The sequence below is a fragment of the Neolewinella maritima genome (assembly GCF_923081025.1).
Classification (GTDB): Bacteria; Bacteroidota; Bacteroidia; order Chitinophagales; family Saprospiraceae; genus Neolewinella; species Neolewinella maritima.
This window is the reverse complement of sequence record NZ_CAKLPZ010000001.1, coordinates 1,244,368-1,263,325: the sequence shown is the minus strand read 5'-3', so window position 1 is coordinate 1,263,325 and position 18,958 is coordinate 1,244,368. Positions and strand designations below refer to the sequence as shown.

General features: G+C 60.9%; 19 protein-coding genes. 12 read left to right on the top strand and 7 right to left on the bottom strand.

What is annotated here, in order from left to right; all coding sequences use genetic code 11:
- Positions 1-121: 121 nt before the first annotated feature.
- From MJQ68_RS05180 to MJQ68_RS05160, 5 genes are all read left to right on the top strand, one after another.
- A complete protein-coding gene (locus MJQ68_RS05180; protein ID WP_238749959.1) occupies positions 122-1,114 on the top strand; it encodes a TRAP transporter substrate-binding protein in 993 nt (330 codons plus the stop codon).
- Complete coding sequence (locus tag MJQ68_RS05175) at positions 1,111-1,584, top strand: TRAP transporter small permease (protein WP_238749957.1); 474 nt, start codon at positions 1,111-1,113, stop codon at positions 1,582-1,584. Before MJQ68_RS05180 ends, MJQ68_RS05175 begins: the two co-directional genes overlap by 4 nt.
- Positions 1,581-2,855 (top strand): TRAP transporter large permease, encoded by a 1,275-nt coding sequence (locus tag MJQ68_RS05170; RefSeq protein ID WP_238749956.1) that lies wholly within the window; start codon positions 1,581-1,583, stop codon positions 2,853-2,855. The genes MJQ68_RS05175 and MJQ68_RS05170 overlap by 4 nt, the downstream gene beginning before the upstream one ends.
- 225 nt (positions 2,856-3,080) lie before the next feature.
- Positions 3,081-3,404 carry an NIPSNAP family protein gene (locus MJQ68_RS05165; protein ID WP_238749955.1) on the top strand — a complete coding sequence of 108 codons (324 nt, stop codon included), beginning with the start codon at positions 3,081-3,083 and terminating at the stop codon, positions 3,402-3,404.
- Between the two features lie 27 nt (positions 3,405-3,431).
- Complete coding sequence (locus MJQ68_RS05160) at positions 3,432-3,899, top strand: OsmC family protein (RefSeq protein ID WP_238749954.1); 468 nt, start codon at positions 3,432-3,434, stop codon at positions 3,897-3,899.
- Here the strand turns inward: MJQ68_RS05160 and MJQ68_RS05155 are convergent.
- The 3 genes from MJQ68_RS05155 to MJQ68_RS05145 all read right to left on the bottom strand — a co-directional run bounded on the left by MJQ68_RS05155 (position 3,896) and on the right by MJQ68_RS05145 (position 6,104).
- The gene (locus tag MJQ68_RS05155; protein WP_238749953.1) at positions 3,896-4,774 is read right to left on the bottom strand and encodes a M12 family metallo-peptidase; all 879 of its coding nucleotides are present in this window, start codon (positions 4,772-4,774) and stop codon (positions 3,896-3,898) included. The two genes, MJQ68_RS05160 and MJQ68_RS05155, sit on opposite strands and share 4 nt — an antisense overlap.
- A gap of 12 nt (positions 4,775-4,786) precedes the next feature.
- Entirely contained in the window at positions 4,787-5,356 is a 570-nt protein-coding gene (locus tag MJQ68_RS05150) for a DUF2911 domain-containing protein (protein WP_238749952.1), read from the bottom strand.
- Between the two features lie 85 nt (positions 5,357-5,441).
- The gene (locus tag MJQ68_RS05145; protein ID WP_238749951.1) at positions 5,442-6,104 is read right to left on the bottom strand and encodes a chloramphenicol acetyltransferase; all 663 of its coding nucleotides are present in this window, start codon (positions 6,102-6,104) and stop codon (positions 5,442-5,444) included.
- Between the two features lie 230 nt (positions 6,105-6,334).
- Here MJQ68_RS05145 and MJQ68_RS05140 point away from each other — a divergent pair, with 230 nt between their 5' ends.
- From MJQ68_RS05140 to MJQ68_RS05130, 3 genes are all read left to right on the top strand, one after another.
- Positions 6,335-9,070, top strand: a complete 2,736-nt coding sequence (locus MJQ68_RS05140; protein WP_238749950.1) for a TonB-dependent receptor — start codon at positions 6,335-6,337, stop codon at positions 9,068-9,070.
- A 206-nt stretch (positions 9,071-9,276) separates the two neighbouring features.
- Positions 9,277-10,782, top strand: a complete 1,506-nt coding sequence (locus tag MJQ68_RS05135) for an FG-GAP repeat domain-containing protein (protein WP_238750596.1) — start codon at positions 9,277-9,279, stop codon at positions 10,780-10,782.
- Positions 10,783-10,868: 86 nt separating this feature from the next.
- Complete coding sequence (locus MJQ68_RS05130) at positions 10,869-11,810, top strand: NAD(P)-dependent alcohol dehydrogenase (RefSeq protein ID WP_238749949.1); 942 nt, start codon at positions 10,869-10,871, stop codon at positions 11,808-11,810.
- Positions 11,811-11,820: 10 nt separating this feature from the next.
- Here MJQ68_RS05130 and MJQ68_RS05125 read toward each other — a convergent pair whose 3' ends face one another.
- A complete protein-coding gene (locus MJQ68_RS05125; protein ID WP_238749947.1) occupies positions 11,821-12,804 on the bottom strand; it encodes a pyruvate dehydrogenase complex E1 component subunit beta in 984 nt (327 codons plus the stop codon).
- Between the two features lie 107 nt (positions 12,805-12,911).
- Here MJQ68_RS05125 and MJQ68_RS05120 point away from each other — a divergent pair, with 107 nt between their 5' ends.
- From MJQ68_RS05120 to mnmD, 3 genes are read left to right on the top strand one after another with little or no spacing between them, the layout of a single operon-like run.
- The gene (locus tag MJQ68_RS05120) at positions 12,912-13,055 is read left to right on the top strand and encodes a hypothetical protein (protein WP_238749945.1); all 144 of its coding nucleotides are present in this window, start codon (positions 12,912-12,914) and stop codon (positions 13,053-13,055) included.
- A gap of 54 nt (positions 13,056-13,109) precedes the next feature.
- Positions 13,110-13,442: a bacillithiol system redox-active protein YtxJ gene (gene ytxJ / locus MJQ68_RS05115; protein WP_238749944.1), complete on the top strand. Its 333-nt coding sequence runs from the start codon at positions 13,110-13,112 to the stop codon at positions 13,440-13,442.
- A complete protein-coding gene (gene mnmD, locus MJQ68_RS05110) occupies positions 13,443-14,129 on the top strand; it encodes a tRNA (5-methylaminomethyl-2-thiouridine)(34)-methyltransferase MnmD (RefSeq protein ID WP_238749943.1) in 687 nt (228 codons plus the stop codon).
- Between the two features lie 9 nt (positions 14,130-14,138).
- Here mnmD and MJQ68_RS05105 read toward each other — a convergent pair whose 3' ends face one another.
- On the bottom strand, positions 14,139-14,540 hold the full coding sequence (locus tag MJQ68_RS05105) for an AP2/ERF family transcription factor (protein WP_238749942.1): 402 nt from the start codon (positions 14,538-14,540) through the stop codon (positions 14,139-14,141).
- 315 nt (positions 14,541-14,855) lie between these two features.
- On the opposite strand from MJQ68_RS05105, the gene ribD reads away from it, so the two are divergent.
- Positions 14,856-15,920 (top strand): bifunctional diaminohydroxyphosphoribosylaminopyrimidine deaminase/5-amino-6-(5-phosphoribosylamino)uracil reductase RibD, encoded by a 1,065-nt coding sequence (gene ribD, locus MJQ68_RS05100; RefSeq protein ID WP_238749941.1) that lies wholly within the window; start codon positions 14,856-14,858, stop codon positions 15,918-15,920.
- Here ribD and rocD read toward each other — a convergent pair.
- Both rocD and MJQ68_RS05090 read right to left on the bottom strand, forming a co-directional pair.
- The gene (gene rocD / locus MJQ68_RS05095; RefSeq protein ID WP_238749940.1) at positions 15,910-17,187 is read right to left on the bottom strand and encodes an ornithine--oxo-acid transaminase; all 1,278 of its coding nucleotides are present in this window, start codon (positions 17,185-17,187) and stop codon (positions 15,910-15,912) included. The two genes, ribD and rocD, sit on opposite strands and share 11 nt — an antisense overlap.
- An 18-nt stretch (positions 17,188-17,205) precedes the next feature.
- Positions 17,206-18,861, bottom strand: coding sequence for a DUF2207 domain-containing protein (locus MJQ68_RS05090; protein WP_238749939.1), 1,656 nt, complete (start codon positions 18,859-18,861; stop codon positions 17,206-17,208).
- Positions 18,862-18,958 lie beyond the last annotated feature (97 nt).

The window sequence follows — 18,958 nt, the reverse complement described above, 5'->3', positions numbered from 1 at the left end:
GGTCCATCCATTGCGCATTAAGATTTCCTGCCGTTAGTCCTTTAGAGGTCCCAATAGATTATCCGCACAGCACCCGCGGCCCCGCCCGCATCTCCCAGCAAACCCCTAGCTTCACCCCCCCATGCCACGACCAGCCGCCGTCCTCCTGTTCTGCCTCACCCTGCTGGGTAGCTGGAGCTGTAATCCGTCCGCTACCGAGGCCGACGAGCCGGAGTTTCTGCTGCGCGCCAGTCTGCTCGTAGCCGAGGACCATACCTGGTTTCGGGCCTTTGCCTACTTCGGGGAGCTGCTGGAGGAGCGGTCCGACGGGCGCATCGTGCTGCAGACCTACCCCTCCGAGCAGCTGGCCAAGGAGATCGAGGCGATCCGGATGATCCAGTCCGGGGTGATCGATATGACCACCACCAGCGCGCTGCTGAGCAACTGGACCGAGATCATGACCTTCTGCGAGATGCCCTTCCTGAACGACTCAATGGAGGAGGTGGACACGATGCTGGCCGGCCCCGTCGGTGCACGCATCCGCGCGGAGATGGTCACCAAGACCGGACTGCGGCCCGTGGCCTACTTCCAGGCCGGGGCACGGCACCTGACGTCGAACCGCCCGATCCGCCACCCGGACGACCTGCAGGGGCTCATCGTCCGCATCCCCAGTATCCCGGCCTTCGTCACCACCTGGGAGGCGCTGGGGGCCAAGGCGACGCCGATGGCCTTCTCCGAGCTGTTCACCTCCCTGCAGCAGGGCGTGATCAACGCCCAGGAAAACCCCCTGCCGCTGACCCGCATGGCCGCCATGTATGAGGTGCAGGACTACGTGAACCTGACCAGCCACGTCTTCGGCTGGACCTACCCCGTGATCGGCGAGGCCCAGTTTCAGCGCTTCCCGGCCGACCTTCAGGCGATCTTTCTGGACTGTGCCCGCGAAATGCAGGTCTACGAGCGTAAGCTGTTCCTGGAGAACGAGGCGATGATCCGCGCAGACCTGGAGGCCAAGGGCATGGAGTTCATCGAGGTGGACCGGCCGGCCTTCGTGCGCAAACACGGGGATGCGATCTATAACACACTGAGCCCCGCCATGCAGGAGGTGTACCGCTCGCTCAAGGATCCGGTACAGTGAGGCGCTTCGTCCGCGTGGTGGGTACGGCCATGAAGTGGGGCACCCTGGGCAGCACCCTGGGATTCATAGCCTGCGTGCTGCTGCAGATCTTCGCGCGGCTGTTTCTGGAAACCGCGCCGTCGTGGACCGAGGAGGCCGCCCGGCTGTGCTTCATCATCGCCATCGGCTGCTCGGCGGGACTGGCGCTGCGCAGTGGTGAATACGTCCACTTCGACTTTCTGTATCAGCGCATGAGCGCGGGCTGGCAGCGGCGGGTAGCCTTTCTGATCGACTTACTGACGGTAGTGCTATTCGCCCTGTTCCTCTACTACGCCGTACAGCTGACCGTGCTGGGCTGGGCGGAGCGCTCGCCCAGTCTGAAGTTCCCCATGGCTATTCCCTTTGCGGGTATGGTGATCCTGGGGGCGTCGCTGCTGGTGTACGCCGTGGACCGGCTACGGCGGCACGCTACCAAAACACCCCGTCGATGATTCTGCTTCTGCTCGGCACCTTCACGGTCTGTATCCTGCTGCGCTTTCCAATCGCCTTTTGTCTGGGGCTGTCGTGCCTGGCCTACCTGCTGGTGGAGGGTACGCCGCTGATCGTAATACCGATGAAGATGTATTCGGGTATTGACGTGTTTGTCCTCCTGAGCATCCCCGGCTTCATCCTGGCCGGCAACCTGATGAACCACGGGGGGCTCACGCAGCACATCATCACCTTCTGTAACCACTTGGTGGGGCACGTGCGCGGCGGACTCGCCCTGGCCAACGTAGCGGCTTCCATGCTCTTTGCCGGCATCTCGGGTACGGCGATCTCGGATACGGCCAGCATCGGCTCGGTGATGATCCCGGCCATGAAGCGGGAGGGTTACGACGCCGACTTCGCCTGTGCGGTCACGGCGGCCTCCTCGACGGTGGGCCCCATCATTCCGCCCAGCGTATCGATGATCATCGCGGCTACGCTGACCGGTCTGTCGGTCGGCAAGCTCTTCCTGGCCGGAGCTCTGCCGGGACTCTTGCTCGGCCTCAGCCTCATGGGCGTCACCTACTACATCTCCCGCAAGCGCAACTACCCCAAGCTCGAACGCAGCAACCTACGGCAGATCGGCCGCAGCTTCGTGGACACCTTCTGGTCGCTGCTCATGACGGTGATCATCCTCTACGGCATCATCGGCGGACTCTTCACCCCCACGGAAGCGTCCATCATCGCGGTGCTCTACGCCCTAATCATCGGCGTATTCGTGTACCGCAAGCTGAGTCTGCGGCGCGCCATGGTGGTCTTCCTCGACTCCATGAAGACCTCCGCCGCCCTGATGGTCCTCATCGGCTTTGCCAACCTGTTCGGCTACATTCTCATCACGGAGCAGCTGCCACAGCTCGTGTCCGGCCAGATCCTCGGCTTTTCCAGCAACCCCTACGTGGTGCTGCTCCTCATCAACCTGCTGCTCATCTTCGTCGGCACCTTCATGGAGACCATCGCGGCCCTGCTCATCCTCTTTCCCATCCTCCTGCAGGTGGCCCTAGCCGTCAGCATCGACCCCATCCACTTTGCCGTCATCGCCCTACTGAACCTGATGATCGGCCTCACTACGCCGCCGCTGGGGGTGTGTCTGTTCGTAGCCGCCGGCATCGGCAAGGTGTCGATCGGTGCGGTCAGCCGGGCGGGCTTTCCGTTCCTGCTAGTGAGTCTGCTGGTGCTGGCGCTGGTCACGCTCATCCCCGATCTCTCGCTCTGGCTGCCGCGCCTGTTTATGGATTGAGGGCAACCGGAGGTGCTGTCGGGCGGGGCACGCGGGTGCAGGGTTTTTCCCAAACACGAATCGGCAGGGCCACGCATCGACCCCGCTCCGGCTCGCACCTTGCAGCTGCGGCCCCCGCGGGTCACCAACATTCGTGCGGCTACCCTACCCAGCGCGCGTGCTCACCCGCAGCCACTAGCGGACCACTACCTTGTCCACCACTCCCCCACCCCAAAACCCACCGCCATGGTCACCTGCTACGTCCGCTACATCATCGATCCCTACCAACTGGCTGAGTTCGAGCATTACGCCCGCACCTGGATCCCGCTGGTCGAGCGCTTCGGTGGCACCCACCACGGCTACCTGCTGCCGTACGAAGGGGCTAATACCATCGCGTCCTGCTCCTTCAGCTTTGCCTCGCTGGCCGACTACGAGGTGTACCGCCGCGATAGTATGCTCGATCCCGACTGTCAGGCTGCTTATGCCTATGCGACCGAGACCCGCTGCATCGTGAGCTACGAGCGGTTGTTCATGCGGCCGGTATTTGGTGCCAATGAAGACGCAACTTGATCTATCGCTTCACGATAGCTTTGTAGTATGACCCACCACTACACCGCCCACCTCACCTGGACCGGCAACCACGGCGCCGGCACCCACACCTATACCGCCTACGGCCGCGACTACGAACTCTCCGCCCCCGGCAAGACGGTCACCATCCCCGGCTCATCGGACCCAGCCTTTCGGGGTGATCCGTCCCGCTACAGTCCCGAAGATCTGTTGGTACAGTCCCTGGCCGCCTGCCACATGCTGTGGTACCTCCACCTCTGTGCCACGAAGGGCGTGATCGTACGCGCCTACACCGATGCCGCCGAGGGGGAGATGACCGAGACCGATTCCGGCGACGGACAGTTCGCCTCCGTCACCCTCCACCCCACCGTAGTAGTCACTGAAGCCGGAATGGTGGAACAGGCCGAGGCTCTCCACGCGCAGGCCAACCGCCGCTGCTTCATCGCCCGCTCGGTCAACTTTCCGGTCCACCACGCGGGCACCGTCCGGGTAGGCTAGTAGGGAGCCGGTACGACCCGCCGGGGCAGCGGCAGCGGACCGCTATAGGTCTGGTACGCCGCCGGGTGCTCAATCAGGTAGTTCCACAGCAGCTCGGTCTCGCAGGGCGTCAGATGCACCTGGGCACCGTAGGCCATGATCAGTTTGCGCGCGCTACCGCCGAAGCAGTTGACCCCCGCCGTGGTGCTTCCGTTATTATTGGTGGTGCACTTGCCGAAGCATTCGTCGGTAGCCACCAGGTCTACGCCGTTGCAGGGGTTATCGCACTTGAAGGTGTGGTCCAGTCCCCGGCTATGGCCGAATTCGTGGGCGATCACGCGGGCCACCGTCCAGGTGTCGTGACTGCCGCGCAAGTAGTTTTGTAGCTGGTTATATACGTACACACTGTTGCTCCCCACTCCGGGCGTAGAGCCACTCGGCGCACGCTGTCCCCGGTACCTGGTGAAAACGATATTGAGCGCATCCTCCCGGTAGGCGATCCTGTCCTGACTCCCGTAGAAGTAGGCCGAGCACAGGGGCTGCTCCGCCCCGTTCAGGTAGGCGAATCGAATCCTAGTATCCTTGGTGGCCGGCATATCCAGCAGGGCGGTACGGAAGCGGCCGTTCAACTCACGGATCAGGTAACCCATCAGTACGTCGGCCCGCAGTTTCTCGTGTCCATCGTGGGCTAGCAGCAACGAGTCTTGGGGGTCGGTCACGAAGTTGGTCCCGTCGTCCAGCGCCACAAAGTGGAAGGCCAGGGCGAAGGTCACGGTGGGCAGCCGCGGCAGGTCGTCCACCGTCATCACGTACGCATCCTGGGCGGAGGCCGCCGGTGCGATGAATAGCAGGGAGAGCAGTGCAAGAACGCAGCGACTTACCGTAAGGAGGTACAAATCAGTACTAGCCTACAGGGTGATGGGCACTTCCACGTAGCTTGTATCCCAGCCCATCTTCAGGTGCACTACGCCCGGACTGGCCTCGTACAGGGCCATGGATACCGCTTCGATGACTTCGTCGCTGGTCTGTACGGGTACGGTGACGGAAGCCAGGTCCCATTCCGGGTCGTAGCTGAAGTTGCCCCAGCCGTCCAGCTCGGTATTGAGGTTTACGGTCCAGCTGTCCTCACCGGGGATCACGATCATCGTGTAGCGGCCGGCGGGTACGACCTGCTCGCCGAACTTCACGTCCTGCATAAAAAGCACTTCGGTGGACTCATTCGCCCCCACGCGCCAGGGCTCGCCGTACTGCAGCAGATCGCCGAAGATGGTGCGCTCTTTCTTGAGCGGGCGGGAGTAGAGTACGCGGATCTTGGGCTCGTTGGCCAGGCGTTCCTCCTCCGTTTTGGCGAAGCTGCGCAGGGGGGCCTGACTCGGGTAGTAGGCGGCATCCATAACGCTCTGGTCGATGGCGGCAAAGTCCTGGGCCCCTAGCTGGATGCAGGCTAGCAGGAGGAACAGACAGATGAGGTGTTGCATAGGTCGATAGATTAGGCCGGCAGGTGACCGGCGGATGAGTGGAGCGAGTAGTGATGCCCTGACGTACTAAGGATGATCGGGCTACCTAAGTTACAGAATTACCTGCTAAAGTCTTCGCACCTGCGCTCCGTCCGCCCAAACCTGCTTCAAACCGGCGGACGAAGGCCCCCACCTCGCGGCCGTCCATCAGGGCGTGGTGGCCGTGAATGCTGACCGGCATGCCCAGCCGTCCGTCGCGCTCGGTGAGCTTGCCGATGCTGATCTTGGGTGCACTGTCTGGGAGGGTAAGGTTGCGGGCGTGGCTCAGGCTCGTAAAGTCCAGCCACGGTACGGCGCTGAAGTGAATGACATCCGCGCCGGCTACCCCTACGTTAAGCCCCGTAGTGGACTGGATGCGGTCGATCTCCAGCTTAGCTCCCTTGACGAAATCGGTGAAGTCCGCCACGTACGGGATGTAGCTGAAGTCGAAGGTGCCATCCGCCCGTTCGATGGTCGCCGAAGCGTGGATCTGGTCGTGGATTCGGACGCGCTCCCCCTCGATGCGGTAGCGAAAGGCTTCCACTGCGTTGACGGCCTGCAGGCAGCGGTGCAGGTAGTACAGGAAGAACGAGTGGCCGCCTGCTTTACAGTGGTGGTAGGCCGCGGTAGCGTCTACCCGTACGGTGAGGCCGAAAAAGGGCTCGTCGAAGGATCGGAAAAAGTCGAAATGCGCGCGGCGGGGCCAGGTATCGAGATTTAGGTAAGGCATAGCGGGTACGAAATAAAAGTAGGTGGTGATCAAAACACAAGCAGATGAGCAAACATACCTCCGTAAAAGCAGGTGTACCGTGATGGCATTACGAACCGTAAAAAAAACAAACTGACTAGCGAATTTTCGCCAACCCAAATTTTAATAAACTACCTTGCGGCCGCAATAAATTTCTTCGATCTCGTGCTGATCGAAATTTTTGTCTCTACCACCTCACTATCCTACACCCAATGCGCTCATTACACTTTCTTTTATTCCTTGCCCTCTGTGCCCTACCCGGCCTGACTGTAGCCCAGACCGTCACCGGCACGGTCACCGACCTAGGTGAACCCATCATCGGCGCCACGATCTCGGCGGGCAGTGTCGGTACGGTCACCGATGTCGATGGTACGTTCGAACTGAATTTACGGGAAGCAGGCACCTATACCCTGAACGCTACCTACATCGGCTACACCACCGAGATGCGGGAGTTTACCCTGGCTGCCGGTCAGACCGAAACCTGGGACATCGCCCTGGTGAGCGGCGCCACTAACCTCGACGAGCTCGTCGTAGTAGGTTCGCGTACCGCCCCGCGCTCTTCCACCACCTCTCCCCTGCCGGTCGACGTGTTCACCTCGGATGACCTGACCACCACCGGGCAGCTCACCTTCGACAAGGCCCTGCAGTACCGCGTACCGTCCTTTAATACGGTGCAAACGCCCGTCAACGACGCCACCTCGCTACTCGACCCCTACGAGATCCGCAACATGGGTCCCAGCCGGACACTGATCCTGATCAACGGAAAGCGCAAAAACATGAGCGCCCTACTGTACACCCAGACCTCCCCCGGACGCGGGGAGACCGGCGCCGATATCTCGGCCATCCCCACCGACGCCATCAAGCGGGTGGAGATCCTGCGCGACGGTGCCTCGGCCCAGTACGGTTCCGACGCCATCGCCGGAGTAATGAACATTGTACTGAAGGACAACGCCGAAGACGGCAGCGTAACCCTACGCACGGGTATCACCAGCGAAGGCGACGGTGCCCAGTACGGCATCGCCCTCAATAACGGTACCAACATCGGTGAGACCGGCTTCATCAACTACACCATCGACCTGTCAAAGATCGAACTGGCCAACCGCCCCGGAACGGTGAGCGCGGCCGGTGAGGCAGGCGACTTCGGCGCCAGCATCGAGGATGTCCAGTCGTTCCTGAACCGCTACCCCGACGCCCGCAACATCAACGGTTCACCGGAGACCACGGCCTCCAAGTTTGTGGTCAATTTCGGCAGTGACGTATCGGAAAACACCGAGTTCTATGGCAATGCTTCCTACGTCTACAAGAAGGTGAACAGCTTCGCCAACTACCGTACCCCCTACTGGCGCACCGAGGCCGACTTCCCTTACCTGGCCGACTTCTTCCCCAACGGAGACAACGGACAGTACATCGGCTACGTACCCACCTTCGAGGGCAACCTCAACGACTACGCCGGTACCGTCGGCTTCCTCACCCAGAAAGATGGCTGGATCGCCGACGTAAGCTTCACCACTGGTGGCAACGAACAGACCTACACGGTATCCAACTCCCACAACCGCAACGGTACCCTCAACCCCGACGGCACCTTCAAGTACCGGGAGAACAGCCCCATCAACTTCGATCCGGGTGGAACGCGCTTCACCCACAACGTCGGTAACATCGACATCACCCGCCGCCTGTCGGACCGCGTAGGCATCGCCTTCGGTTCGGAGTTTCGCAGCGAGAACTTCACCGTTATCGAGGGTGATCTGGCCTCCTACGAAGATGGTGGAGCCGACTCCTTCTCCGGCAACGACCCCCGCAACTCGGGTACCTTCAACCGCTACAACTTCGGTGGCTACGCCGATGCAGCCTTCGACTTCACGGACGACTTCCTGGTCAACGCCACCGTGCGCCTGGAAAACTACAGTGACTTCGGCAACGCCTTTGTATACAAAGTGAGTAGCCGCTACAAGTTTGCCGACGATAAGGTCACGCTGCGCGCCTCCTTCTCTACCGGCTTCAAGGCCCCGAGCCTGCACCAGATCTACACCCAGAAGGCCCAGTACCAGTTCGTCCCCGGCCAGGGTATCCAGGTCGGTGGTCTGGTCAGTAACGCCAGCCGGGAAGCCCGCCTGCTGGGTCTGCCCGCGCTCGAGCCCGAGAAGAGCACCAACTTCACCGCCGGTATCGGTCTGCGGCCCAGCAGCGACCTGAGCATCACGATCGATTACTACAATATTAAGGTAGAAGACCGCCTGATCCTGTCCACCGAGATCGGTGCGACCGACGCGGGTAACACCGCACTCGATGAGCTGCTGACGGCCAACAACCTGAGCGACCTAAGCTTCTTCGTCAACGGCCTCGACACCCGTACCGCGGGCATCGACTTCGTGTCCAATTACCGCGGCCTGCGCTTCAATGACCGCAGCCTGGTCATCAACCTGAGTGGCAACTACACGCTGCAGAACGAGCGGATCGGCGACATCAAGAACCCCGATATTGTAGCCAGCGCCGGTCAGTCCGTAGCTAACCCCACTCAGGAGGCCCTGTTCTTTACTTCCCGTCCCCGCTTCAAGGGCATCCTTGGATTGGACTACGACTGGGACAAGTTCGGCGTCAGTGTCAACAACACCCTGTTCGGCCCCACGGAGTTTCGTCAGCAGGGACTGGCCGCCGGTCTGTACACCACCTTCGAGACCAAGCTGGTCACCGACCTGAGCCTGATCTACCGGGCCACCGAGCAGTTCAGCCTGCAGTTCAATGCCAACAACATCTTCAACGTGCTGCCCGAATGGAGCTTCAAGTCGGAATCGCCCGCCGGCGAAGCCCTGCTCAACGATGCCGCTGCCCTGCAGAATCAGTCGAACCTGATCACCTTCAACCAGCGCTACTCCCGCATGACCTATGATGGCTACCACTTCAGCCAGCTGGGTACCATCCTGACCTTCTCGGCTACGCTGCGCTTCTAGTCAGGCCAGAACAGTTTACGGCTTACCGTGTCTTGATGTAGTCAACCCCATTTACTATGTCCGATCTCGGAGTCGCCGTGCTGTTCTTATTCGTAGCCGCTAGTTTCTTCGGTGTGTTTTACCTGCTGGCCCGCTTTCTGATCAAGCAGGGGCGCAAGTAGGCTACCGGACAGACGCCCCGGCCGAAACGAATCAGCTTGCGCACCGTGCGACACCTGCTCATCACCCTGTTCTTCGGAGGGGTCCTGCTGCTCTGCTACTGCAGCAGCCCGGAACCAACTACCGCCGATCGCTATACAGCGGTCTGCGGTAGTTGTCATTTACCCCCTGACCCCCGGGAGTTACCCAAGTCCGTGTGGAGCGAATCGGTCCTACCGGAAATGGCCTCCCGCATGGGGCTACAGACCTATGCCTACGATCCACTAGCCGTCATCGGCGAGCAGGAGTACACCCTGGCCCACGCCGGTGGCCACTACCCGGATGCACCCACGATCAGCTACGAGGTGTGGGAAGACGTGAAGGCCTACATTCTGGCGCAGGCTCCGGATAGCCTACCGCTAGTACCCGTTCCCGCCCTGGCTCAGCTACCCAGCTTTACCGCCCGGACGGTGGCTACGGAGCATAAGCCGGGTGCCCTGGTCACTTACCTGGACGTTTCACCGCAAGGTGTACGGGTAGGCGATGGCTACGGGAGCCTGTATACCATCGACACCGGCGGCGCGGTACGGGATACGCTGGTACAGGGCCGGCGCCCTATCACCCACTACGCAGCTGCGGTCGGCGGCGACCTAGTGCTGGAGATCGGAAACATGTACCCCACCGAGGACCATAACGGTGCGCTCTACCGCATGGGGCCTGATGGTCGCACGGTCGTAGCGGACAGTCTGCACCGCCCCGTCCACCTGCTGGTGGAGGATCTCGACCGGGACGGCAGGCAGGAGATCGTAGTCTCCGAATACGGCAACTATACCGGTGCGCTGACCCTGCTGCAGCCTGACGGAGCGGGCGCATACGAACGGCAGCGGCTTAGCGGCAGCGCAGGCACCATCCGGGTGGTGGCACGCGATATGAACGCGGATGGCCGTACCGACTTGGTGAGTATGCACGCCCAGGGGGACGAGGGCATCGATGTATTCTATCAGTCTGCGGACGGACGTTTTACCCGGGAACTGCTCCTTCAGTTCTCTCCCGTATGGGGCAGCAGCTGGTTCGAGCTGGTGGACTTCGACGGAGATGGGGACGAGGATATCCTCACCGCCCACGGCGACAATGCGGACTACAGCAACATCCGTAAACCCTACCACGGCATACGGCTGTACGAAAACGACGGGGCGAATACATTCACCCTTCGTTACTTCTATCCTCTGCCGGGTGCCACCCGCGTAGTCGCGCGCGACTTCGACGCGGACGGCGATATGGATCTGGCCGTAGCCTGCAACTTCGCTGATTTTGCGCGGGCGCCGGATGCGGGCTTCGTGTACCTGGAGCAGACCGGGGGGAGTGACAGTCTTTCCTTTACCGCACGTACCACCCCGGCCGCACTGGACGGTCGCTGGCTTGTGCTGGAGGCGGGGGATTACGACGGAGATGGCGATGAAGATCTGGCGCTGGGCTCCTTCACCTTAAATCCGGCCCCGGTGCCTCCGGGGGTGGCGGAGCGGTGGCGGCGGGATAGCGTGGATGTGCTTCTGCTTACCAATACCCTACGGTAACAAAAGTCCAGGGCTCCCGGTCGATGTATCGGAAGGAAGGACGAACCCGCCCTATGCATAGGGACTTATGCAGGAAAGGATACCACATGAAACAGCTACGCTACGACAACTACGGGGGCATCGAACAGATGTACCTGGCCGAGGTGGAGACGCCCACTCCGGACGGGCAGCAGGTACTCGTACAGGTAAAGGCTGCCGGTATCAATCCGGTAGACTGGAAGATCCGCAATGCGCACCTCAAGCTGGCAGACGGTCACCGCTGGCCCCGCCTGATGGGCTGTGAGTTTGCCGGGGTGGTCACGGCTGCCGGCCCGGGGGTGACGGATGTGCGCATCGGTACCGAGATATTCGGCTGGGTAAACTTTAAAACGCTGGGAGCTATGGCCGATTATATCCTCGTAGATAGCTCCGACGTGCATGAGAAGCCCGCCAGTCTACGTATGCAGGAAGCCGCCGCACTGCCCATGGTAGGGGCTACGGCCTACACGGCCATGCGGGAAGAGATCGATGCCCGTGGTAAGCGGATCCTGATCAACGGCGGCAGCGGGGGCTTGGGGCATGTAGCCGTACAGATCGCCCGCATGGATAATGCTGAAGTGACGGCTACCGGCTCCGCAAACAATCAGCAATTTATGCAGGACATGGGAGCCACGCATACGGTAGACTACGCGAAGACGGACATCACGAAGTCTGGCCAGACCTTCGATGCGATCTTGGACGCGGCCGATACGCTGACCTGGGCACAGGCCAAACACTTACTCACCGAGCACGGCACCTTTCTGGACATCCAGCCGGGGGTGAAGTCCTTCGTAAGCAGTTTCGTCAATAACCTGGTCAGTGATAAGAAGCACGATCTGCTGATGGTCAACGTCAATCATACCATGCTCCACCGGCTGTATGAGCTGGTAGAAACGCACGGACTAAGGGTGCACGTGGGCCGGGAGTACGCGCTCATGGATTACACGCGAGCATACACAGAGCTAGAGGCCGGTAAAGGGCCGGCGGGCAAGGCGGTGCTGATCCCTTGATAGTTTGCAGCTAGCGGACGTAGGAAACCGTCTTGACGGCCCGTACGATCTTGTCCGCATTGGGGAGGAACTCCTCGACGAAGGCGGCTGCGTAGCCGAGGTTGACGTCGGCGGCATTGACGCGAATGACCGGGGCATCGAGGTAGTCGAAGGCGGTCTTCTGGATCTCGTAGGCGATCTCGGCACTGATACCGGCGAAGGGCCAGCTCTCGTCGATGACGACGCAGCGGTTGGTCTTCTTTACGGATTCGACGATGGTCTTGCGGTCGAGGGGGCGGATGGTGCGCAGGTCGATGACCTCGGCGGAGATGCCTTCCTTCTCGAGTAGCTCGGCGGCCTCCATGGTAGGCAGCATCATCTTATTGTAGCTGATCAGGGTAACATCGGTACCTTCGCGGCGCACGGCAGCCTTGCCGATCTCTACGAGGTACTCGCCCTCGGGTACTTCGCCTTCGTAGCCGTACAGTAGTTCGGACTCCATGAAGCAAACGGGGTCCGGGTCGCGGATGGCGCTCTTGAGCAGGCCCTTCGCGTCCGCGGGATCAGTACAGGAGATGACCTTGAGGCCCGGGGTGTTGGCCATCCAGCTCTCGAAGGTCTGGCTGTGCTGCTGGGCTAGCTGACCGGCCGAGCCGGAGGGGCCGCGAAAGACGATGGGACAGGAGTACTGTCCGGCCGACTGGCTGAGGGTCTTGGCCGCATTATTGATGATCTGGTCGAAGGCCAGTACGGCGAAGTTCCAGGTCATGAACTCGATCACGGGCTTGAGGCCGTTCATGGCCGCACCTACGCCGATACCCGCAAAGCCGAGCTCGGCGATGGGCGTGTCGATGACCCGCTCGGGACCGAACTCGTCGAGCATACCCTTGCTGACTTTATAGGCACCATTGTACTGGGCTACTTCTTCTCCCATAAGGAAGACAGTGTCATCGCGGCGCATTTCTTCGGTCATCGCTTCGCGCAGGGCGTCACGGAGGGCAATTTTTCGGGCCATAGGAGGTTGTAATTAGGCGGGCAAAAGTACGTTGTAGCCGGCAAACCTACCGGATGCCGCTATCTTGTAACTCTTAACCATCCGTACCGTTCACTAGCGCCTTCCCCATGAAAAAGTATACCCGTCGTCTGTTCCCACTGTTCTCCCTGGCGCTGCTCCCCCTCCTGAGCTCCTGCAACCGGGGCTTCGGTTGCCCCACCAACCTTTCCGTGGAGCAGCTTGTTGGCTTGCTGTTTAGCTGGGTCGGGTAAGCGGGTAGTATTCCCCGCACCTGCGGCCCCGCCCCCTGCCTAACCCCCCACCCCATGAACTGGACCCCCGTAAGCAGCGTACACGACATCGAAGCCCTGATCGAACGCAGCCACACCACCCCCTGCCTGATCCTCAAGCACAGTACCACCTGCCCCATCAGCAGTCTGGCGAAAAACCGATTGGAGAAACAGTGGGACATTGCCAGCAGCGCCCTGGAACCCTACTACCTCGACCTGCTGCGGCACCGTGAGGTGAGCCACCACATTGCCAGTGAATTCGGCGTACGGCACGAGTCCCCCCAGATACTGGTGATCAAGAATGGCAAGTGCATCCACGATGCCAGTCACCTCGATATCCGGGTAGACGAACTGCGTCAGCCGGCCTAAATGAACTCCCCCGAGCCATTCGTTACCGAAGACGGCAGCCATAGCCTGCGCAGTCTGCGCTTCGGCGTGAACTACCACAGTACGCACGGCGCGCTGCAGGAAAGCCGGCACATCTTTATCGATGCAGGACTGCGGCCGCTGCTCGCCGGTGCGCCGGCTCAGGTGAGGATCGTGGAAATGGGCTTTGGTAGTGGGCTGAACGCGCTGCTGCTGCGTCAGCTAGCGGAGGAAATGCCCGACACGCGGTTCACGTACACTACGTACGAGCAGTACCCCATTACACCGGAGCAGGCCAGTAGGCTCAACTATCCGGACCTGCTGGAATGTCCGCAGGCTTGGTTGGCTGACCTTCATGCAGCGGACTGGGACGTACCCGTGGACCTGACCGCTAATCTGAGCTTTCGCAAGGTAGCGGGTGACTTCCTCGCGCTTGCCGAACCGGACGGGATCGCCGGTGATCTGGCAGATGTGATCTTTTACGATGCCTTCGCACCCGAGAATCAGCCGGAACTGTGGACCGTAGCGGCCATGCAGCGGTGCCACGCCCTGCTCCGCACGGGTGGACGATTGGTGACCTACTGCGCGAAGGGACAGTTCAAGCGCAACCTACGGCAGGTCGGTTTTCGGGTAGAGGCCTTACCGGGTCCGGTGGGCAAGCGGGAGATCACCCGGGCAGTAAGAAGCTGAGGTAGATACTCACTGCTGTGGGGCGATCTGATTGAGCTTACCCTCCCTGCCGTACAGCTCCCGCGACTTCTTATTGTAAGCCAGTGCCGCTTCCTCGGCCGTGGCGAACATGCCGATGTGGAGGCTACGTCGGTTGACGGAGATGACGGCACGGTAGCGGTTATTCTCCTGGTACACACCGGTATAGCCCAACTTACTGGAGGAGCGACGGAGCCGGCTGGCGGCGGACCGGCTGCGGTATACGAGGTTCTCCAGGCGGCAGTCAAGTTTGTTGCCATTAAGACAACCCACGAGGTTGCGTTCCTGGCTCCTGGTGCCGGCCAGATGACGTTCGGCAATCAGCTTATGCAGGTAGATGGTGACCGTGCGGTAGCCACTCCCCTGTTCACACTTCTCGGTTTTTTGAAACACGGCGCAGCCCGAAGAATGAAGGCGAAGATTATCGAGTACGCCCAGGGCGATCAGTCGGGGGTCCCGCGCAAGGGTGGCATGGACACTACTGTCGAGAAGTACGACTTGTGGTGAATTTTTAAGAGAAAGCCGCGCTGTCATTGGGTTAGGGTATATTGGGAAAGGGATCGGAACATGAACAGGAAACTAGGTGGTCCACCGTACTCATATATCTATTAAATGAGAAAATAAGCCACATGTTGAATGCATATTATCCTTAATCCAAGACAAAATCGGCGTAAGCCCCTCAGCCACGCTACATAGCCAACTGTACTAGTGAAGAATATTGACATCCTGGGGCGCACGGCCCAACTCGCCTCTTTGGCCGATTCCCGCGTAAGGGACAATCCCCGGGTCGGTGCCGTACTGCTTCACGAGGGGCGCATCATTGGAGAGGGCTACCATCAGGTAGCGGGACAGGCGCACGCCGAGGTCAACTGTCTGGACTCAGTCGCCGCGGCGGACCGGTCACTCATCCCCGAATCCGTAATGTACGTAAGTCTGGAGCCCTGCTGCATCAAGGGTCGCACGCCTGCCTGTACCGGTCTGATCCTGAAGGAGCACATCCGCAAGGTGGTCTTTGCGCAGCGGGATACGACGGATGAGATCTCGGGGCGGGGAGCGGGTATCCTGCGGGAGGCCGGTATACGGGTCAAGGAGTATCCGGACTTCGGGCCGACCCGGGCGACGAATGCGGGCCGCAGCGTATTCACTACGGAGCACCGCCCCTTCATACTGCTCAAGTACGCACAGTCGGCCGACGGTTTTTTACGCCCCAAAGATCGCGACCGCAGTTACTGGATCACTAACCCCATCAGCCGGCGGCTTACTCACCGCTGGCGCACGCAGACCAACGCGGTCCTGGTAGGTGCACGGACGATCATCGACGACGACCCCCAACTCAACGCCAGGCTTTTTCCCGGGCCCGATCCACGGCCCGTGGTCATCGACCTGCGCGACCGGCTGACCGGAAAGGAGGGTATTTTCCAGGCCGGTGGGCAGCGGCCCCTGGTATTTACCGGCCGCAAGGCAGCGAAGCTGAAAGCGGACACCATCGAGATGAAGGACAAGGAGCTGAGCAAGAAGGCCTTTCGCCGCATCATGAAAAAGCTCTATGAGCTTAAACTCGGTCACGTGACGGTAGAGGGTGGCGCTACCCTGCTCCACGCCTTCCTGGAACACGGGCTGTGGGATGAAGCGCGCGTATTCACCGGCACGGGGCGCTTCGGTACCGGTCTGCCCGCCCCCGTACTGCCCGCAACGGCACACTTAGTACGCCGCGAACGGATCGGCACGGATACGCTGGCGGTATACACCCGGCAGCAGAAGCTTAAGCCGTAGGTACGCTCAGGTTGGCAACGGTTGCGGCGATGATGTCACAGGCTTCCCGGAGTTCCGCTTCGGAGATCACCAGAGGGGGTGCAAAACGAATGATGTTACCGTGGGTGGGTTTGGCCAGAAGTCCGCGCTCGGCCAGTGCCATACAGAGGTTCCAGGCCGTATCGCTGTCTTCCGAATCGTTGATGACCAGCGCGTTGAGTAGTCCCTTGCCCCGCACTAATCGGAGGGTGTCGGGATGGCGATCGACCAGCTCCTGCATGCGCTCCCGGAACAGGTGACCTAACTGGCGGGCGTTCTGCGTGAGCTTTTCGTCTACCACGACCTCCAGGGCCTCGCGGGCTACGGCACAGGCGACCGGGTTACCGCCGAAGGTGCTACCGTGCTGTCCGGGCTTGATGACGTGCATGATGGCGTCGTCGGCCAGCACGGCCGAAACCGGATAGGTGCCTCCGCTGAGAGCCTTACCGAGAATCAGGATATCCGGCCGGGTATAGGTGGACTGTCGCTCGCAGTGTCCGGCGCAGCTGCAGTCGCCACAGATACGCAGCAGGGCACCCGTGCGACCGATGCCCGTCTGGATCTCATCGGCGATGAACAGCACATTGTGCTCCCGGCAGGCGGCAGCGATGGAGGGAATGTAATCATCCTGAGGGACGAACACCCCGGCTTCCCCCTGAATGGGTTCTACCAGTACGCCGGCAATGGTGGCCGGATCGTTGGCTAGTGCGGCGCGTAGTGCGTCCACATCGCCGTAGGGGATGCTCTCGAAGCCTGGCGTGTAGGGACCGAAGTTGCCCTTGGCGTTCGGATCGGAACTGAAGCTGATAATGGTGGTGGTACGGCCGTGGAAGTTTTGTCCGCACACGATGATGCGTGCCTTATCCGTGGGGATGCCCTTTACCTCATAGCCCCACTTGCGGCAGAGTTTGATGGCGGTTTCTACGGCTTCGGCGCCGGTATTCATGGGGAGCACCTTCTCGAAGGAGAAGTAGTCGGTGAGGAATTCCTCGTAGGGACCGAGCTGATCGTTGTGAAAGGCCCGGCTGGTGAGGGTTAGCTTAGACGATTGCTTCTGCATCACCCCGACGATCCGGGGGTGGCAGTGCCCCTGGTTGACGGCCGAATAGGCGCTTAGGAAGTCGAAATACTGCTTGCCGTCCACGTCGTATACGTAGACGCCCCGGCCTTCCGCCAGTACGACGGGTAGGGGGTGGTAATTGTGGGCTCCGTGGCGGTCTTCCTGGGCGATGTAGTCTTGGGCGGTCATACTACAAAGGTACTCGCTTTACCAGCCACCGGCACCCCCTCCGCCGCTACTTCCTCCGCCGGCCGACCCGCCGCCGCCAGACGACTGGCTGGGAGCTACCGTAGCCTGCTGCACCGTACTGCTTAGCTGGGTGCTGAAGTGATTGGCACTGAAGGCTCGTCCCCCCATCGCGTAGTGCGGACGGTAGTTTTGCACGGTCAATAACTCCCCGAAGTAGTCCGACCACTTCGTATGCACGCCCAGTGCGATCGCATAGGGTAATAACTCCTCGTAGTGGGCAACCGTCATCTCCGGTGCATCAGGCAGTGCACGCCGCTTCTTCTCTGACATACTCAAATAGGTGCGAAATGCTTTGATTTCGGCAAGTAGCCGCACCTTTTCCGGGGAGGGCTGGGCGATTGCGTACCAGTAGACTCCGATGGCGATGAGCGATAGGACGCCAAACACCGCCACGTAGCCGATGCCGGCGTGCGCGGGGTCCGTCCGGATAAGCAGAACGGCGGTAAGCACGGTGAGCAGCAAAATCAGGAAGAGGGGCAGTACCCGCCGGCTGTTGTGGCCCTGATACAGAAAGCCCGGGTGCCGCTCCGCAACGGCTTGGTCGTGCTTATTCGATATCGTCCGCAGCTTCTTATCGTACGACTGCCTGAGTTTCACCCGCTTCGCACCGTCGAACAGACTACGGTACAGTAGCTGCTGCTCGGGGGCCGGATCGGGAGGAAGGTCCTTATTCGTCTTGTGGAGTTCGAAGTGCGTACGTCCTTCTTCGATCCGTAGATAGCCCCGGGTAGCCAGGTCTAGTAATGAGGCAGTAAAGCCGGCTGCGCTGCCTCCCCGTCCACTCAGGTAAGCCAGTTCCGCGGGGGAATATCCATGTGGCGGAGCGTACCGCGCACCGGTAGCTGGAGCCGGCGGGTCTACCCCGTGCTCCCGCCAGCTACTGAGCGCGTAGCGGTAGGCGATAAAGCCGCCAACTAGCAGAACGCCCAGCAATCCGTAGCGATGGGCTGGGGAGGAAGGGGGAATTGGGGTAGCCGCAGCACGGTCGGCTACAGCGAAAACTCCGGGAGCGAAGCCCACCGCTACCGTAGCCACCCTACCCTGTCCGAAAGTGCCGCGTCCGGTGAAGATCAAATTTTGTGGGTCCCCGGGCGCCAGGCTACACGCGCGCTCCGTATCACCGACGCTACCCGTGTAGCAGGCGTACTGTACGGGCAAGGCATCCGCGGGATACTGGAGCATGGCGGTCAACTGCTCGATGAGGAAATCTAACTTCGGACCGATCAGGTCGAAGGAAAGCTCGTCCAGCGAATCGTAGGCCAGGACGGCTCCCTCGATCCGGTAGCGCAGCCGGTAGGTATAGGTGCCCGGAGAAATTAGTTTATCCTTCTGTCCGACGTACAGCGTCACTCCCCCACCCTTGCGGTCCGTGTGGTACGGCTCACTGCGCCCGTCGCGCCGTACGTCGAGCAGCTTGACCGGCGCCGGGAACGTCCGGGTGATGCCCCGCTTCACCGAACGGCCCTCGGCCACTACGGTGATGGTCTCGGTGACCTCCGCCGAGCGGTCGGTGTGCAGTACGATCTCGGTGTGCCACGTCCGGAAGCGCTCCTGAGCGAATAGTATTGCGGGGGAGGCGAGAAACGGAAGTACTACGAAGAGTAGGTAGCGCAAGACGATGGATTTGTGCTCCAATGTACCGCTGCCCCAGCCGCGACAAATTCTGTTCGACCAAGTCAGATTCCGGGCCGACCGACGCCCATTCGTACCG

Bases quoted from the DNA above. Each gene is read 5' to 3' on its own strand.
- MJQ68_RS05150 (WP_238749952.1), bottom strand. From the start codon at position 5,356: ATGCAACACCTCATCTGTCTGTTCCTCCTGCTAGCCTGCATCCAGCTA.
- mnmD (WP_238749943.1), top strand. From the start codon at position 13,443: ATGAACTCCCCCGAGCCATTCGTTACCGAAGACGGCAGCCATAGCCTG.
- MJQ68_RS05160 (WP_238749954.1), top strand. From the start codon at position 3,432: ATGACCCACCACTACACCGCCCACCTCACCTGGACCGGCAACCACGGC.
- MJQ68_RS05165 (WP_238749955.1), top strand. From the start codon at position 3,081: ATGGTCACCTGCTACGTCCGCTACATCATCGATCCCTACCAACTGGCT.
- MJQ68_RS05120 (WP_238749945.1), top strand. From the start codon at position 12,912: ATGAAAAAGTATACCCGTCGTCTGTTCCCACTGTTCTCCCTGGCGCTG.
- ytxJ (WP_238749944.1), top strand. From the start codon at position 13,110: ATGAACTGGACCCCCGTAAGCAGCGTACACGACATCGAAGCCCTGATC.
- rocD (WP_238749940.1), bottom strand. From the start codon at position 17,187: ATGACCGCCCAAGACTACATCGCCCAGGAAGACCGCCACGGAGCCCAC.
- MJQ68_RS05140 (WP_238749950.1), top strand. From the start codon at position 6,335: ATGCGCTCATTACACTTTCTTTTATTCCTTGCCCTCTGTGCCCTACCC.
- MJQ68_RS05170 (WP_238749956.1), top strand. From the start codon at position 1,581: ATGATTCTGCTTCTGCTCGGCACCTTCACGGTCTGTATCCTGCTGCGC.
- MJQ68_RS05180 (WP_238749959.1), top strand. From the start codon at position 122: ATGCCACGACCAGCCGCCGTCCTCCTGTTCTGCCTCACCCTGCTGGGT.
- MJQ68_RS05125 (WP_238749947.1), bottom strand. From the start codon at position 12,804: ATGGCCCGAAAAATTGCCCTCCGTGACGCCCTGCGCGAAGCGATGACC.
- MJQ68_RS05145 (WP_238749951.1), bottom strand. From the start codon at position 6,104: ATGCCTTACCTAAATCTCGATACCTGGCCCCGCCGCGCGCATTTCGAC.
- MJQ68_RS05130 (WP_238749949.1), top strand. From the start codon at position 10,869: ATGAAACAGCTACGCTACGACAACTACGGGGGCATCGAACAGATGTAC.